The sequence below is a fragment of the Candidatus Poriferisodalis sp. genome (assembly GCF_965208895.1).
Taxonomy (GTDB): domain Bacteria; phylum Actinomycetota; class Acidimicrobiia; order Acidimicrobiales; family Poriferisodalaceae; genus Poriferisodalis.
In genome coordinates this window covers 2,673,802-2,690,280 of sequence record NZ_OZ242363.1, presented here as the reverse complement: position 1 = coordinate 2,690,280, position 16,479 = coordinate 2,673,802, and the positions used below count along the sequence as shown (strand labels likewise).

Sequence of the window (16,479 nt, the reverse complement as noted above, 5' to 3'; positions counted from 1 at the left end):
CGGTTCAGCCAGCCTCCAGTGGCGTCCGCACGACCGCAGTTCGGTCTCCGGACGCACGCAGAGCCACCGGGCCGATGCCGTCGCAGGCTACCGACGGGCGGCCCCGTCTCGATGTGCCCGATCTCGATGCACCCGCGACTTCCACACTCCGACTCCAGCGAGCACCGATGACGCCCATTCACAGGCTCTTCGGCCTTGAATGTCATATAGAGGCACAGCCACCTTCGAGTCCTCATCGAAGCTTGTGGCACCTCCGCGGGCGGCGAACCGTGGTTTGCGCGAGTACCCCCCCCCCCCGGATGTCGCCGGGCTCGTACCCGCAAGTCAGAGAGTTGCACTCCTGCCCAGTTTCCATACTTCAGCACTCTGGGAGGAGGCGAGGGCTCGAATGATTCCAGAGTGCCAGATGGGCCCACTTCACCGAACTCCCAGAGTGCCAACATCGCCGAAAGGCTACTCCCCCAGACCGAAGCCTCCCGCTCACCGTCCGCCCATCTCGCTGCATAAATGCAATAATGTTGCATATATGCAGTTCGGTACGCGCAATCCGTTCACTCCGACGTTCGGCTTCGCTCCACACGTCCTCATCGGCAGGGACGGGTTACTTTCGGCCTCTGGTCTTGCCCTCGAAGAAGGCCCCGGCAGCAGCGGATTCTCCGCTCTCTACATGGGGCCGCGAGGTTCGGGCAAGACCGTGCTTCTCAACGAGATCGAGGACCACGCCGCGCGGCGCGGCTGGACAGTCATTTCTGTCGATGCCGCAAGCACAGGCGTGGGCGAACGGATCTCCGAGATGATCGAATGGGCCGCATCGGGCGACGACCGCAGCAGTGACGGCAGCGAACAGATCACCACGGTCAAGGGCGTTCGCATCGGCCCGTTCCATGCACGCCGAGAATCGCTGCGAAGAGTGCAGCCCAGATGGAGTCTTCGACGACAGCTCACCGAACTCGCATCGGCTGCCGCAGACAGCGGTGCTGGGGTCCTGCTGTCCATCGATGAGATGCATCGCTGCGAGTCGGACGCGCTGCTGCGGCTCGCCAACGACATCCAGCATGTCGCCAAGCGTGGACAGATGCCGTTGGCGTTCGCCGGCGCGAGCTTGCCGGAGATCAAGCACACCTACCTCGCCGACGACAGGTTCTCGTTCTTTCGACGGTGCGAATGCGTCGACCTGCCGCTGATCGACGCTGCGGACGCATTCCGGTTCGTCACCGAATCCGTCACTGCCGGCGCCGGAGAATGCACGCTCGAAGCGGCGAGACTGCTCGCCGACGCATGTGACGGTCTGCCGTACCAGATGCAGCTGCTCGGCGATCACGCATGGCGAATCGCCGGCGCACCAGACTCCGGGATCGACAGCGACGCCGCCCTGGAGTCAATCCGCGTCACCGCGTCCGTCATGCAGGACCGTGTGTATCGACCGACGTTCGACAGCCTCACCCCCATCGAACGCCGCTACCTGGCAGCGCTGGCAGAACACGGCGGCACGGCCACACGACGCGATCTCGGCACCGGATCAAGACTCAGCGCTGCCCAGATGGCAACCGCCGAACAGTGGCTGATGGACAACGCTTGTATCGAGGTCGTGAACGCTCACGAGCACCCGGCCGGCCCCGAGGCGGAAATCGGATTCGGCTGCGCCCTTGCGGCGAGCACGGTCGCTGAGCGCATCGAGATCGAATCGGGCTACGGGCGCACGGAGGCGACAGTGACGCACGAGTCCGCTCGTGCCCTGTCGCCGCGCTGCAATCACCCGATGCCGCGGGCGCGAGCACGTTGCATCCTTCGCCTCGGTCATCGAGGAGGGCACAGGTCTCGCTGAAGCCGGCGCTCACACCGACGTTCTGAACGGCAACCGGGCCGGACATCTCGCCGGAGGGCTAAGTCGCTCGTGAGGCATGTCATGAGAAAATGAGGCACATAGTGCGTTACGTTGGGCGTCTGGCAGGTCTGCTGGCACCTCGTCGACGGCGCTGTTGGCGAGCTTGACCACATGGAACGGATCGGCGACCTGGACCGCTTCGGGCAGCGCATCGGTGAACGCCTTGCGATAGGGGCCGCGGCGGAACATCAAGATCTCGTCGAGCCCCAAAGCGGTCACCCCGTCGATGCGTGAAGCGTCGGCGTCGAGCAGCGCCTGGCCCCACCGGTGCACTGCTGCCATCGCGGTGCGCCAGCTGCATCCCAACTCGGCTGCGATCTCGGTGATCGCGCGTCCCGCACCGGCGCGACGGGTCGCCCAGCGGGCCGCCCGGCTGGTCATGCGCCCCCTGGGCGGCGCGACGGCAGGCTGCTGATCGGTGAACGTGCGCACCGGGCAGTCCTGATGCGGGCACAGCCAGCGATGCCTGCGCCATACCAGCCGCACCGCCCGACCGAACACCGGCAGATCGTTTGCAAGGCACGAAACCAGCGAAGCGCAGAGTCAGACCCGTACCCGTCGAGGACACAACCACCATCATGAGTGCGAAGCGCCTCTTTAGCCGTCCGAAAGGGCGGCCACCGTTGAAGGAATACATCAACAGAACACTCAGATCGATCTCACGACCTCATCGGCAGCACCCAGCACCCTCATGGTGGCGGCCGATGCTCGCTCGGCAACGGCACCCGCTTCAGCCTCAAGTGCCGGACTCGCGGCTGTCCCTTCGCCGAGACCACCAAAATGGCCAATACCGACCTGCGCGACCTGAAGCGACGCACGGGGACAAGCCCGAGGATATGACAGCCGTTTAACTCGCCGCGTGTGCCCGAGTCTGCCGCTTCGCCGCTTGGGCGATCTCGTTGAGTGTGCCTGCGCGTGTGGCTGCCATGTGGCACCGACTGCACAACCCACGCGACTCGATGCGTTTCACTTGGCGCATCTTCGTTCGTTGATGTATACTATTCGTATGGCTTCTGCATATGCGCTTGTGAAGATGCCGTTCGTCTTCAGGACGAACGAGTTCTGCGCGTGTGCCGGCATCAAGCTGTCGTCTGCGTCGCGTGCCCTGCGTGCTGCCGCCGCTGAGGGCGCCATTTCGCGAGTCGGACGGGGCCTGTGGCAGCGCCGCGACTGCGAAGCGCCTGTTGCCGAATACAGCGCGCCTCATCCGTTCCCGCCTGCTTGGATGAACACCAACGAGTGCCTCATGGATGCAGTGATCGGCCCGCAGCCGCGCCGCATGTCGCACATGATGGCGCTTGAAGCCGCCGGGGTGCCGCTTGTCATCGGGCCGCAACTGTCGCTCCCGCATGAACACGCTAGGACTGCTGCGCCGCTGGGAATGACTGTGTTCAGCGAAAGCAGCGATCGTGTCACTATGTATGCGACGAGGCTGACCGCGCGCACATGGATGTCGTCCCCGACACGCGCTGCCGTCGAAACTGCCCACCACGATGTTGCTGCGCCCTTGTGGGACGAACGCATAGCGTGGGCGTTCGCAGAGGACGGCACCATTCTCGACGCTGCCGAAGCCATCGAACTCAGCGACGCGCTGCAGATGCGCGCAGGGCTGCGGCGTCTGTCGTCCATCGCGGACGCACTGCGCCGCTTCGCAGCAAACGACCTCGGCGACAGCTTGCACAGCGCCACAGACGAGTGGGCAGACATCGTGAGCGCCCGGCGCGGCGACGCGTGGATTCGCCTGCGCCGATCCAGGCGCAGCCCGCTCGGGCCGTCCGAAGCTGCATGGGCAGACATCGAACACAAAGTCCTGTGGGATCGGCATCCCAGCGTGCTCGTGGCATCCCTAATGACATGAGCGTTCTTTCACCTGCCGAAGCAAGAGACATGGTTCAGCACCAGATACTCGCTGCGTTGGCCGAAAAGCAAGAGACCAACCCGCGGATGTGCTTCAAGGGAGGGACGCTGCTGCGGGCCTGCTGGGCAGAGCAGTACCGATTCTCTGAGGACTTGGATTTCGACTGGATCGGCCCACCTGAGACTGCCAACAAGGACCGCATTCTGGTCTTCCTGCTGGACTTGGCGAAGCTGACTGACCGGCGGTACAGCACAGAATGCGAAGTGCATTGGGGTTCGCAGAACGCTCGCGTCGAGTGGAGAAGCAAGACTCTCGGAAGCGGACGCATCAAGATTGACATCAACCGCAACATGGCACAAGACAACCTGCCGGAAACGAATCAGTGGGAATTGATCGACAGATATCCGGGCATTGACCGATCGTATCCGGTGTTGGGATATTCGCTGAATTCGGTTGTCGCAGCGAAACTCGACTGCATACTGAACCAGCAGCGAGCGAAATCCCGTGACTACTACGACATGTGGCGTCTGCTTGAGTCAGACGATCTCGACACTGCCGTTTTCGTCGGACAGCACCTCCGTCGGCAGAATCTCACTTTCGACGGTCCGCCGGGCCATGCGATCATGACGGAGCTGCTCGAAGAGAGCTTCCAAGCGTTCGATGAACTGGACAACGACTACAGGGAATCTCGCGCTGCGGGGCTGATCACGGACGGGCCGGACAGCTTCGAGGCGCTACTGGACGAATGGGAAGGACGCATCACAAAATCATTGGATGTGTTCGACTCCGTGGTCGAGAACGAACAACAGACACAACAAGATCAATCCCTGCAGACCGCCATCGGGAGACTCATAGATGATCACGCCACTGCAAGCAGGCAGAAGCAAGCCAGATGCGGGAAACGTCTACCCGTAGCGAATGCCCGATGCACACTTCGCAAAGGACATCCCGGGGCCTGCCGTCGCGACAAGCACAATGGCTAGAGCGCCTTCGGCTCATCCTCGGCACAGCGCAACAAGACGGCCGATGCCGACACTGAGGCTCCCCAAACGGGCTCTTCGCGCTTTAGCGTGGGGTGAGGGTGTCGAGCAGGGTCCAGTCGGGTTTTCCTGCATACAGCAGGACTCGGATTCGGTAGTGGTCGAAGTTGGTGATCCCGAACGAGGGCCTGTCAGAACACGGCGGCACGGCCACACAGGAGGTCTGAGTCGCTCATGAGGCACTTCGTGAGAAAATGAGGCACATAGTGCGATACGTTGGGCGTGTGGCAGGTCTGCTGGCGAACCCCAATGTGCCTCCCCCGAATCTCTTCACACCTGACTTCGGGCAGGAGCCCCATGTGGTGGTCGGCCGTGATGCGCTCAACGGTGCGCTGCGCGCTGGCCTCGGCGGCGGCCCTCGGGACAACAGATTCACCAGTCTTCTTCTGGGGCCACGAGGATCCGGCAAGACGGTGATGCTCAATGCGCCGATGCCCCGTGCCCATGCCCGCTGCATCCTTCCAGTCGGACACGCTGGAGGGCACCGATCACGCTGAGATGCCCCTCCACGCACCGAGACGATCTGCTCAATAGCGCGACTATCTGCACCCAGCTCAGTACCCAGGTGGTACGTTTCGGGGGATGGGCGCACGCGATGACGAAGAAGCGGAGCGCTTCGTCGCGCAGCAGCGTTGGCCTGACGGCGCGCGTTGCCCCAAGTGCGACAGCCGCAACGTCGCTGTCCGCAAGCGTCGCCCGGATCGGCGCTGGCCGCAGTGGCGATGCCGCGACTGCCGACGCGACTTCACGGCGATCACCGGGACCAAATGGGCCGGCAGCCGACGCTGCGCCCTCGAGATCGCCGCCGTCGTGGAATCCGTCGATCAGCAAGTCGATCAGAGCGCCGAGGGCAGCAGCATCACAGCAGGGCTGCCCGCAAGCGAGCGCAAGGTCATGGCCGCGCTGCGCCGGCGTCCGCTGGGGGCCACATCAGCCAAGCTGGCCGAGCTCGCGGCTGTGTCGCCGTCGCAGACTCGCAGAGCGCTGCGGCGGCTGGAACAGCGTGGCTGGACCGAGCGTCGGAATAGGGCGATCAACGACGGGCACGTGCTGGCCCCGGTGTCGCTCTGGGCGCTCACCTACGGCTCAGAGTGCATCAGCGCCTTGAGGTACCTGCCGCAGCAGCCGGCACCGATGCCACCCCTTCCGGCGCCAGATGCAGTGCCGCCGGAATTCTGGCATCTCTTCTGGTCGGGCACTTCAGGACCCGAGCTGCGAATCTCCGAGGACGCACTGCGGATCGCAGGGTCAACGATTGGCAGCAATGACCTCAGCGCCGAAGCATGGGCGTTGGCAACATTGCCGCTCCACGCATTGCAGACGCTCGAGCAGATACGCGGCTACCAGAAAGGTGATGCAGCGTCTCTCGTCGCTTGCGAAATCGAACGCCGGACGACAGCTCGTGCTTGACAGCTACGACGATCTGCTTGACCCTGAGTTGCGCGCTCTTTGGCCTCTTGCGTCCGTGGTGGCCAAGAGCATTGAAGGCCGATTGATGGGCGGCACCGCATTGACGTTGCACCTGCGTCATCGCGCGAGCAAAGACATCGACATCATGACGCTGATTCCATTCGACGGCAGAGATGTACAGACGCTGATCGAGAGTCAATTGCGGTCAATTCGCCCCGATGACTATTGGAGATTCTGCAGCGTCATCGAGGCACGAAAGAACGGCTACTGCGCTCTCATCGACAACGTCAGGTTCGACGTGTTCTTGTCTTTGGGAAGCGGCGATATGCAGGCGCATGACATGCGATGGCTGCAAGCACCGAGATGCATCGAAGGCATGGCGGTAGGCGAATTACCGGATCTCTTGGCATCAAAGCTCGCGGCGGCATCAGATCGCGGCAAACTGCGAGACTTCGTAGATCTTGCGGCTATCGATCGTCTCAGCGGATACACGCTTGAGGACGGTCTGGAGTTCTATCGCCGAGTGTTCGGGCTGGACGTGCATCCGAACCCAGCAGCCATGCGTCGCGTCTTGCGAGTATTGGCTGACCCTGGCTACGTGGAACCCGATCGCGCCTTCGAATCGTTGCGAGAAGACGTATTCGTGCATCTGCGCAGCCGTTCTGAGGACTTGCAGCGCTACATGGTCGAGATAGCCGATCAACACATCCAAGCTGGCACCGCCGCCCATGCATCCGATCTCGGCGCCCCGCGATCATCCGCCATGCCAGGACGGTGCGGGCAGTGGATGCCGCGCGCCAGAGCCCAATGCTCGCTGCCGCCAGGTCACAAGGGGCCTCATCGCCGGCGCCGCTGATATCGAGCTGGCGCCGTCAAATTCTGACATTCCGCTGTCTCGTAGGATTTCGCCATGCGGACACCGAACCGGCCCCTCACCAACCGGCCCCTCACCAAGACCTATGACTGCCATTGATTCAGGCGGCGAACCCGCCTATGACGTTGTCTGGCCCGGGGCGCCGTCGGGTATCGAACAGCGAGCGCTCGCGCCGCGGCTCGACACGCTGTCAGGCAAGCGGATCGGCTTCCTGTGGGACTACCTGTTCCGGGGCGACGAACTGTTCCCGGTGCTCGAGCGCGAACTCGCTGCCCGGTATCGCGATGTGACCTTCGTCGGCTACGAAGCTTTCGGCAACACCCACGGCGGCGACGAAGCCGAGATGATCGACCGCCTGCCTGAATCGCTGCGCTCACGAGGTGTGGACGCGGTGGTGTCGGGCATGGGCTGCTGAGGCAGCTGCACGCCCGCCGTGGCGCGGGCAGCAGTGGCAGCCGAGGCCGCAGGGGTGCCGTCGGTCTCGATCGTGTGCGAGAGCTTCGACGGCCAGGCCGTCGCGACCGCCCGCGGACACGGCTTCGACGGTCTGCAGTTGGCGGTCACCGTGGGCCACGTCGATGCCCAGTCGGCCGCCGAGATGGAACGCAACTTCGTCGACCACACCGTCGACGCCGTAATCGCCGGGTTGACGGAGGCGGCAACCGGCGGCAGCAGCACGACCGGCGGCAGCAGCACGACCGGCGGCAGCAGCGCGACCGGTGCGGTCGCGGGCGTCAGCACCGACAACACCGGTCGACCCCAAGGTGGACCGGGCACCGTTCGCATGAACCCCGCCGACCCAGACCAGGCACGCTCGAATGCCGCCGACCCAGACCCATTGGACACGGTGGCGAGCGGGTCGATCGACGAGATCAACGACACCTTCGCAGAGCGCGGCTGGTCTGATGGCCTGCCGATCATCCCCCCGACACGCGACCGCGTCGAGGCATTCCTGGACGGTTCCGGCTTGGACCCGCAGCAATCGCTGGGCCTGGCTCGCACCACCGGCCGCGACATGACCGTGTGGTCGGTGGCGACCAACGCCGTGATGGCCGGCTGCGAGCCGCGCCACCTGCCGGTACTGCTCGCCGCCGCGCGCATCTTGGCAGATCCGCACTACGGCGTCGAGCACTCGGGCAACACCACGGGCGCCGATGCGCTGATGATCCTCGACGGTCCGCAGGCGGCGAAGCTCGGCTTCAACTCCGGCGTCGGGGCGCTGCGCGACGGCGTGCGTGCCAACACCAGCGTCGGACGCTGGCTGCGGCTCTATCAGCGCAACGTGTTCGGCTTCACCACCGCCGAGCACGACAAGTCCACCTTCGGGAACTCGTTCCGTGTGGTGCTGTGCGAGGACGCTGCTGCGCTCGCGGACATCGGTTGGGAACCCGTCGGCGCCGAGTTCGGCTTCGGCCCCGACGACGACGTGCTGACCATGGCCCGCTTCAACAGCGGCGCGATCGTCGGCAGCGTGTTCGGCTCGACCCCCGACGAGATCGTGCCCTACCTCGCCGACGGCCTGGCGCGCATCACCGGCTGGGATCTCGTGCACCTGTACGGCCTCGGGCAGCTGCACTACCGGCCGCTGCTGGTGCTGTCACCGATCCTGGCACGCACCTGCGCTGCGGCCGGGTGGTCGAAGGCAGACCTGGCCGGCGCGCTGTTCGAACACGCTCGCATCCCAGCGTGGCGTTTCGAGAAGCTCATCGGTGCTTGGACCAATCTGGTGCCAGGCCGGCCACGACTGAGCGATGTCGTCGCCGACGGCAATCTGCCGCCCGAGTTTGCGACCTCTAACGATCCTGACCGCCTGGTGCCGATCGTCTCGGCGCCCGCGAAGTTCGTCATCGCGGTAGCAGGCGACGCAAACCGCACCAACGCGTACGTGTTCAGCCACGACGGCCCCCACGGCGACTACACCGCAGCAGCCCTCGACCTCCCCCCGCCCGGGACCGCGTAGCGCCGCCGCGCAGTGCCGTCACTCAGGCGGTGAGGAGCGCCGCGGGGATCACGGCGATCCTGCCCGCGGCAGATAGGCATTGCGCGACTCCGACCCCATCCCGTCCAACGCTACTGGACCAAACCGACGGTCTCTAATGAACCGATACGACGGTCTTAATCACACCAAAACGACGCTCGGCTGTCGGCGCGAAGTCGCGGGCACCCGTCATGTGCCGCCAGCACCCGTGACGAATATCCGGCTGTAGGCATAGCCCATCTCGAAAGTGTTAAACAGAATCAGCTGTCCATCGGGTGACCAGTCAGGGTTGATCTCATCGCCTTCCAAGTCGGTGATTTCCCTCACCTGCTTGGTGCGAAAATCGAAGACGGCAATGTTCGACTCGCCTGAAATCGGGATACCATCTCGTTCTTCGAAGACGCTGAACGCCAGCTGCGTGCCGTCAGGTGACCATGACGGCCCGCTCCAACTGTTGAGTTCATAATCCACCGGCAATGGCTCGACATCGGTGCCATCGGGATTCATCACAGCCAACCGTCCGTTCCACTCCACGGCAATCCGGGAGCCGTCCGGCGACCACGATGGGTTGGTTTCGCTATATGGGCCCCGAGTGATTTCCGAGAGGTTCTCGCCATCCGCATCGATAGACGCGATGAACCACTGCTGGCCGCGTCTGCCTTCCGCAGACTCCTCGGTCCATATCTGGCGACCGAATACCAGCTCGCGCCCATCCGGCGACCACGATGGCCCGTAGTCCTCGACGGCGCCGCTGGTCAATTGCGTCATACCGGTGCCGTCTGAGCCCACAGTGAAAATGTGACTCCGGCGAAAGAAGTGGCCCGCTGAACTTTCGTACCGCGACGCGACGAGGGCAATCATGGTGCCGTCGGGCGACCAATCCGGTTCAACGGCGGACACCGTCGGAATACCGAACACGCTCCGAGGGTTCGAACCGTCACGGTCTGCCACATACACCGAACCTCCAGACGAAAATGCGATCTGCCGGCAATCTGGCGACCAAGCCGGATCCCGGGCGATGCTGGTTCTTCCGGCTATTACTGCACGGGGCGGATCCGTGGCATTCCCGCCGCAGCGGTTGGCTACATCCTCAGATTGTTCGGGTGCTGATGCGCCGTTTCGGGTCAAGTACGCCTCGATAGCGGCTTGTGAGACTGCCGCCTCTCCGCCGAACACGGTCACCCTGACGTCACCATCTTGGACGGAGCGACGGACACCGTCGAGGTAGGCGGCTGTGTCGTCGGGGATGGCTTTGGGGTCCGCGAGCAGCAGAGGCGCGCAGAGGCGGGCCAGCAGCGGTCCGGCGCTGAACGAATCAAATGGCACACGAGCGCGAGCGAGGCCAGCACGACGAGTGCTGAAGCAATCGCTGCTGTAGCGGCCCGTCGTCAGCTCGGCAGCCTTGACCGCAGTGTCGTACCGAGTCGTGCCGGCGAGTCGGGTGACCTCGATGCCGAGCGCCCGAATGGATACTTCGACGCCTCGGCTGAGCGCCGCGGTACCACCCATCAGCACGACATGGTCGACCTGCAGATCTCTGAGATATTCGGCGGCGCTGTCGTGCAATTCGTCATCTGGTGTCAACAGCACCGGATGCTTCCCACGGGCAGCAAATGCCCCCGCGACGAGAGCGTCGGCGAACACTTCACCGCTGGCCACTACCGCAGTCGAGCCGAGGCTTCCCATGTCGCCAGGCGTACCGATGACTGCGGCGACGAGTGCGGCGGTCGTGTACTGGTCACTGTGCGAAGTCCGGACGGTCGTGATTCCCAGCCTGTTGAGGCCCGAGATGACTGTGGGGCCGACGCCGTCGGTGTCGCTGTTCGCGCCGATGAGCTGCACCGTCGAGACGCCGGTTCGCTCCAGGAACGCGGCCGCATCGGCGCGCAGTTCGCCGGGCGGCGTTGCCAGCACCGCTGCTCCCAGATGTCCTGCCAGCGGAGCCGCAACGACTGCGTCGGTCCAGTTTCGGCCTGAGACCAAGACCACTTGGTCGAGCGTGCCTCCCGCCTCTGCGGCCACTGCCTCGGCGATGAGCAACGACGTGGCGTACCGGTCACTGCCTCCGTAGCGCTCGATGGCGACATCAGCGGGCGATTCCGCAGCGCCGGCCGTCGCGCAACTTGGCAGCGTCCAAGCTGCCGCCGTAACGACCACCACGATCCAAAGCACACGTCGCATGCATGCGAGCTTAGGCATAGCGGGTTACTTGTGTGGCTGGCCCCGTAATTTGCAGCGGGTTCTCGGCGTCGAGTACCTCACCAGCGGCTGACGGGCAGATTCACCGACGTGCCGCGGCACGCTGCGCGGATCAGCAGCTTGGGTTGGGGCTGAGGTCGCAGCCTGCGGGGTCGGTCCAGAAGACCATCGATGTTGCGAACGCCGCGTACACAGCGATGGCGAGCACCAAGCCACCGACGAATAGCCACGTGAAGAGCTTGTTGTCGAAACGAAGGTGCATGAAGTACGCAACGACGATCCAGAACTTCACCACCATCAGAATCAGCAGCCCAGGCACTTCGACCGGTCCGACATCGACGAAGTACGTCATCACCTCGGCCGCAGTGAGCACCGCCAGCAGCAGCGCGACCTTGATGTAGCCGAAATCGCTCAGGCCGTGGCCGTGGCCGTGGTCGTCGTGCGCGTCGTGAACCTCTTCGGGGGTGGTCTCGGTGGCGGTGCTCATCGATCTCCCCCTACGGAATCAGGTACACGACCGCGAAGATCACGATCCAGACGACGTCCACGAAGTGCCAGTACAGGCCGATGATCTCGACGGTCTCGGCACGCTCAGGGCCGATGATCCCTCGATTCACCATCGCCCACAGCGTGACCAACATGATGATGCCCAGCGACACGTGGACGCCGTGGAAGCCGGTCAAGGTGTAGAACGCCGACGACGAGATGCTGACGGTGTAGCCGAGGCCTTCGCGGTAGAAGCTCGTGAACTCGTACACCTGCCCGGCGATGAACACGACGCCCTGGGCAGCGGTGGTCAACAGCCACAGCTTGCAGCGCTCCATCTCGCCACGGGAGATCGCCGACACGGCCAGCACCATGGTGAGCGAGCTCATCAGCAGCACGAACGAGCTCACCGAGGTGAACGGGATGTCGAACAGATCGGCCGCTCTCAGCGACTCCTCGCCCGACAGCGGTTGACGGTTGCGCAGCAGCAGGTAGGTCGAGATCAGCGCTCCGAAGAGCAGGCAATCTGAGCCCAGGAAGGCCCACATCGTCATCTTCTCATTCGACAGATTCGTCGTGGGCGGAACGATCTCGTAGTCGTCCCACTCCGTGCGTGGATACGCGGCCGGCGGCTCGTCGCCCTCGACCGGCTCGGCGGCGGCTGTGCTGGAGGCCGTCGGGGTATCAGTCACCGGCGGTCTCCCCGTTCACAGTGCTGGAAGTCAACACGCCGTTGCCGTCGTCGTGGCCGTTGGGCCCGCCGTCATGATCGTCGCCGTGGCCCCCGTCATCGTGGCCATGGTCATCGTGACCGTGACCGTGGCCCGCGTCGGGATCGGTTGCCGGCTCGAGCGTCCAGCCGAACATCGAGCCGACCAGCAGCAACAGTCCGATGCCGGCGATCCACAGGTTGTAGATCAGCCCGAACCCGATCAGCGGCAGGCCTGCTGCGAGCACGATCGGCCAGTACGACGGCGATGGCAGGTGGGGGTGCTGGTCGCCGCGCTGGGCGATGTCGTTGCCGTCGGCAATGCGCCGCAGCTTGCCGGTCTCGTCGGGCTGGTATTTCTTGTGCCAGAAGTCGTCGACGTCGGTCACCACCGGCACGTAGTCGAAGTTGTGCTCGGGCGCCGGCGAGGGAATCGCCCACTCCAAGGTGCGGCCGTCCCACGGGTCTGCTTCGGCCTGCGGCTCGAGGCCCCGGCGATATCGGCCCCACGTCCGGAACATGTTGACCGCCAGGATCGTCATGGCGATGAACATGAAGAAGTAGCCGATCGTGGCGATCTTGTTCCAGAACTCGAAGCCGTCGAATTCGCCGTACACGCTGTGACGCCGCGCCATGCCCTGCAAGCCCACGATGTGCATCGGCCCGAACGTGACGTTGAAGCCCAAGAGCATGAGCCAGAAATGCCAGCGGCCGAGCCGTTCATTCAGGTGATAGCCGAAGGCTTTGGGCCACCAGTAGTAGATGCCGGCGAACATGCCCATCAGGGCGCCGCCGACGAGCACGTAGTGGAAGTGCGCCACGATGAAGTACGTGTCGGTCTGCTGCGTGTCCGCGGGCGCGATGGCATGCATGACGCCTGACAGGCCGCCGATGGTGAACATCGAGACCAGCGACACCGAGAACATCATCGGCACCGTGAAGCGGACCTTGCCCGCCCACATGGTCGCGATCCAGTTCAGGATCTTCACGCCTGTGGGCACCGCAATGAACATGGTCGTCGCCGAGAACGCCGCCACTGACACCGGCCCCATGCCGGCGGTGAACATGTGGTGGGCCCACACGCCCCAGCCCATGAAGCCGATCGCAGCGCCCGACAGCACCACGATCGGGTACCCGAACAGGGGTTTGCGGCTGAACACCGGCAGCGTCTCAGAAACGACGCCGAACGCCGGCAGGATCAAGATGTACACCTCAGGGTGGCCGAATATCCAGAACAGGTGCTGCCACAGCAACGGGTCGGCACCCGCGGCTACGTCGAAGAAATTCGACTCGAAGGTGCGGTCGAAGGTCAGCAGCACCAGCGCCACGGTGATGACCGGCAGCGCGAACACCAGCAGGAACTGCACTACCAGGATCATCCACGTGAAGACCGGCATTCGCAGCAGCGTCATGCCCGGGCAACGCATGTTGATGATGGTCACGAGCAGATTCAACGCGCCCAGCAGCGAGGCGATGCCGGCGATCTGCAGGCCCAAGGCGTAGAAATCCATGCCGTTGCCGGGGCTGAATGCGAGCCCGGTGTTGGGTGCGTAGGCGAACCAGCCTCCGTCAGCGCCGCCGCCCAGGAACCAGCTCAGGTTCAAGAAGATGCCGCCGAAGACGAAGATCCACAATCCCAGCGCGTTCATGCGCGGGAAAGCCACGTCCCGGGCGCCGATCTGCAACGGCACGAGATAGTTCGCGAACGCATTCGCCAGCGGCATGATCACCAGGAAGACCATCGTGACGCCGTGCATCGTGAAGAGCTGGTTGTACGCGTCGGCGCTCAGCACCTCGCCGTCGGGCGCCCACAGCTGCAGGCGCACCAATCCGATCTCGATGCCGCCCACGAGGAACCAGAACAGCGCAGCAGCGCCGTACATGATCCCGATCTTCTTGTGGTCCACCGTGAAGAGCCACTCGCGCCAGCCCGTCGCGTGCGTGGGGCGGGCAAAGACGCCAGTACGGGGCGCGTCGTCGTGATCAGGGTTGCCGTCAGCCACCTCGAGCTCGGTGCTCGGCCCAGCGCTGTCCGGCTGATCGGTGATGATTGCCATCAGGTCGTCCTCCTAGGCCCGTGCGCCAGTGCTCATCAGGGCAGCACCGGCGGGCTGCCGAGGGTCTTCAAATAGGCCATGAGATGGTCGAGATCCTGATCGGTCAAGACCTCCGAGAAGTCCAGCATGCCCTGCTGGTTGTCGGCACGAGCCGGCTTCATGTCGGGCGCGTTGCGCACCCACTCACGCATTTCTGCGATGTTGAGGACGAGGTTGCCGTTGGAATCTCGCAGGTACTCACCGTCGGGTCCTTGCAGGTAGGTCTCATACAGCGCTCCGGCAAAGGCCGTGCGGCTCATGAGGTTGGTGAGATTCGGTGCGACGCCTGCGAGGAGGTTCGCATTGCCCCCCGCCGCGCTCTCGTACGTTCCGTCGACGACGTGGCAGCTGATGCAGTGGGTCTCGAACAGCGCTGCACCGGCAGCTACGGCCGATCCTTCTGCGAGGGCCGCCTGCGCTGCCGCCTGCCCGTCGAGCTGGTCTTGCTTCCAGCGCTCGAAGTCTTCAGGCGCGAGCGCAATGGTTCGCATCTGCATGTTGGCGTGGCTCAGGCCGCAGAACTCCACGCACTCGCCATAGAAGACGCCCGGTTCGTCGGAGCTGATACGCCAATCGTGAACGCGGCCGGGTACAACGTCGCGCTTGCCGTTGAGTTGAGGGATCCAGAACGAGTGGATGACATCTCTCGAGTGGAGCTCAAGGTTGACCTCTTCGCCGGTCGGGATCACCAGGTCATTCGCCGTGACGATGTCGTCGAATTGCCCGTCGTCGTCGAGGTCGTAGCTGAACTGCCACCACCACTGCTGACCCTCGACCTTGATGGTGCGTCCGCTGCCTTCTTTGGCAAGATCGAACACCACCGGCAACGTGTAGGCCGTCAGGCCGACCAGCATGATCGTCGGAATAAGCGTCCAGGTGAGCTCAGCTTTGCGGTTTCCGTGAATCTGCGGAGGCAGGTCGTCGGGGTCGTCGGTGGGCTTGGCCCGGAACTTCACGATGATTGTGGCAACCGCCGCGGCCACGAAGATGCCAACGCCCACCGCCATCCAGCCCGACAGGCGCATGAGCCCGTCGATTTCGCGGGCGTTGGGGCCGGCGGGCTTGGTCGCGTCGAGGCGGCCCGTGGCACAGCCGGCGACGGTCAGGCCCGAGAGCGCCACGGCCGCGATGCGCCAGCATCGAGCGAAGCGAATGCCCATCACTCGTGCCCTCCATCTGACTCGGTCATTTCGCCGGACTCGCCTGAGCCTGCTTCGCCATGATCGTCGGATACCTCGGCGTGCCCGCCATGCGGGTGGAACTCGCGCTCGCCGATCACGGCTGAGGCGATGCCCGCGACAATGAGTGCGATAGCGCCCAGCACCAGCATCGAAGCCGTGACAGCACGGCGCAGCTGGGGCTTCGCGTACACGACGAAGGCGAACGCCAGGATCACCGCAGCGATCACGATGGCCGCGAGGCTCGCCGCCGTCTTGCTCACGGTCAGGAAGATGCGCGATGCGAGCACCACCGGAATGGCGATGCCCAACGCGCCGTAGAGCGAGATCTCGAAGGGCCGCAGCAAGCGTGCGCGCTCAGTCGCATTCGACGCCGCGTCAGTGGACAGGTGCTCTGCCCATGCACTCATCGTCCACTCAACCGCGGCGATCAGCAGCAATGCCACACCCGAGATCGTGAGCAGCGAATCGGTCACCAAGCCCACCATGAGCACGCCCATGCCCATCGCCGCCATGACCGGCCAGTACGCGGGGGTCGGCCGGTGGACGTGGGAGTGCTCGCGGTCGAGCGAGTCGCCGTCGCCCACGGTGAGCGCCAGCGCGAACAGCAGGGCAAACGCCCCGGCGGCGACGCCCAGCACGATCGTGGCGTACATGACCACGTGACCGGTGCCGTCCATGCCGGTGAGCACGCCGACCACCACAGCGGCAGCGGCGGCCAGCGCTATGCGCCCGGCGAAGTACCTGCTGGCGATGCCGACCATCG

General features: G+C 64.3%; 14 protein-coding genes and 2 pseudogenes. 8 read left to right on the top strand and 8 right to left on the bottom strand.

All coding sequences use genetic code 11. From position 1 onward, the window contains the following. The first annotated feature begins 526 nt into the window (after positions 1 to 526). Positions 527 to 1,825 (top strand): ATP-binding protein, encoded by a 1,299-nt coding sequence (locus ACOGJB_RS12190; protein ID WP_419837388.1) that lies wholly within the window; start codon positions 527 to 529, stop codon positions 1,823 to 1,825. Between the two features lie 9 nt (positions 1,826 to 1,834). On the opposite strand, the gene ACOGJB_RS12185 is transcribed toward ACOGJB_RS12190, so the two are convergent. Continuing rightward, positions 1,835 to 2,386, bottom strand: a complete 552-nt coding sequence (locus tag ACOGJB_RS12185; RefSeq protein WP_419837387.1) for a helix-turn-helix domain-containing protein — start codon at positions 2,384 to 2,386, stop codon at positions 1,835 to 1,837. Between the two features lie 505 nt (positions 2,387 to 2,891). Between ACOGJB_RS12185 and ACOGJB_RS12180 the strand changes: the two genes are divergently transcribed. Together ACOGJB_RS12180 and ACOGJB_RS12175 are read left to right on the top strand one after the other, a co-directional pair. Further along, positions 2,892 to 3,743, top strand: coding sequence for a hypothetical protein (locus ACOGJB_RS12180; protein WP_419837386.1), 852 nt, complete (start codon positions 2,892 to 2,894; stop codon positions 3,741 to 3,743). Next, positions 3,740 to 4,726, top strand: coding sequence for a nucleotidyl transferase AbiEii/AbiGii toxin family protein (locus ACOGJB_RS12175; RefSeq protein ID WP_419837385.1), 987 nt, complete (start codon positions 3,740 to 3,742; stop codon positions 4,724 to 4,726). Before ACOGJB_RS12180 ends, ACOGJB_RS12175 begins: the two co-directional genes overlap by 4 nt. 82 nt (positions 4,727 to 4,808) lie before the next feature. Here ACOGJB_RS12175 and ACOGJB_RS12170 read toward each other — a convergent pair whose 3' ends face one another. Continuing rightward, positions 4,809 to 4,931 (bottom strand): hypothetical protein, encoded by a 123-nt coding sequence (locus ACOGJB_RS12170; RefSeq protein WP_419837384.1) that lies wholly within the window; start codon positions 4,929 to 4,931, stop codon positions 4,809 to 4,811. Positions 4,932 to 5,007: 76 nt separating this feature from the next. On the opposite strand from ACOGJB_RS12170, the gene ACOGJB_RS12165 reads away from it, so the two are divergent. The 5 genes and pseudogenes from ACOGJB_RS12165 to ACOGJB_RS12145 all read left to right on the top strand — a co-directional run. Beyond that, complete coding sequence (locus tag ACOGJB_RS12165) at positions 5,008 to 5,280, top strand: hypothetical protein (RefSeq protein ID WP_419837383.1); 273 nt, start codon at positions 5,008 to 5,010, stop codon at positions 5,278 to 5,280. An 85-nt stretch (positions 5,281 to 5,365) separates the two neighbouring features. Further along, a complete protein-coding gene (locus ACOGJB_RS12160; protein WP_419837382.1) occupies positions 5,366 to 6,193 on the top strand; it encodes a transposase in 828 nt (275 codons plus the stop codon). Then, entirely contained in the window at positions 6,186 to 7,049 is an 864-nt protein-coding gene (locus ACOGJB_RS12155) for a nucleotidyl transferase AbiEii/AbiGii toxin family protein (protein ID WP_419837381.1), read from the top strand. Before ACOGJB_RS12160 ends, ACOGJB_RS12155 begins: the two co-directional genes overlap by 8 nt. A 103-nt stretch (positions 7,050 to 7,152) precedes the next feature. Beyond that, positions 7,153 to 7,707, top strand: a pseudogene (locus ACOGJB_RS12150) (UGSC family (seleno)protein); the annotation flags it as partial. 189 nt (positions 7,708 to 7,896) lie between these two features. Continuing rightward, a pseudogene (locus tag ACOGJB_RS12145) lies at positions 7,897 to 9,027 on the top strand (UGSC family (seleno)protein); the annotation flags it as partial. 207 nt (positions 9,028 to 9,234) lie between these two features. On the opposite strand, the gene ACOGJB_RS12140 reads toward ACOGJB_RS12145, so the two are convergent. From ACOGJB_RS12140 to ACOGJB_RS12115, 6 genes are all read right to left on the bottom strand, one after another. Further along, positions 9,235 to 11,226 carry a cell wall-binding repeat-containing protein gene (locus tag ACOGJB_RS12140; protein WP_419837380.1) on the bottom strand — a complete coding sequence of 664 codons (1,992 nt, stop codon included), beginning with the start codon at positions 11,224 to 11,226 and terminating at the stop codon, positions 9,235 to 9,237. 130 nt (positions 11,227 to 11,356) lie between these two features. Next, positions 11,357 to 11,731, bottom strand: a complete 375-nt coding sequence (locus ACOGJB_RS12135) for a cytochrome C oxidase subunit IV family protein (RefSeq protein WP_419837379.1) — start codon at positions 11,729 to 11,731, stop codon at positions 11,357 to 11,359. A 10-nt stretch (positions 11,732 to 11,741) separates the two neighbouring features. Further along, the gene (locus ACOGJB_RS12130; protein WP_419837378.1) at positions 11,742 to 12,422 is read right to left on the bottom strand and encodes a cytochrome c oxidase subunit 3; all 681 of its coding nucleotides are present in this window, start codon (positions 12,420 to 12,422) and stop codon (positions 11,742 to 11,744) included. Next, complete coding sequence (gene ctaD, locus ACOGJB_RS12125) at positions 12,415 to 14,496, bottom strand: cytochrome c oxidase subunit I (RefSeq protein WP_419837377.1); 2,082 nt, start codon at positions 14,494 to 14,496, stop codon at positions 12,415 to 12,417. The genes ACOGJB_RS12130 and ctaD overlap by 8 nt, the downstream gene beginning before the upstream one ends. Before the next feature lie 35 nt (positions 14,497 to 14,531). Next, entirely contained in the window at positions 14,532 to 15,695 is a 1,164-nt protein-coding gene (gene coxB / locus ACOGJB_RS12120; RefSeq protein WP_419840732.1) for a cytochrome c oxidase subunit II, read from the bottom strand. Then, positions 15,695 to 16,477 carry a hypothetical protein gene (locus ACOGJB_RS12115; protein ID WP_419837376.1) on the bottom strand — a complete coding sequence of 261 codons (783 nt, stop codon included), beginning with the start codon at positions 16,475 to 16,477 and terminating at the stop codon, positions 15,695 to 15,697. The genes coxB and ACOGJB_RS12115 overlap by 1 nt, the downstream gene beginning before the upstream one ends. Between the last annotated feature and the right edge of the window lie 2 nt (positions 16,478 to 16,479).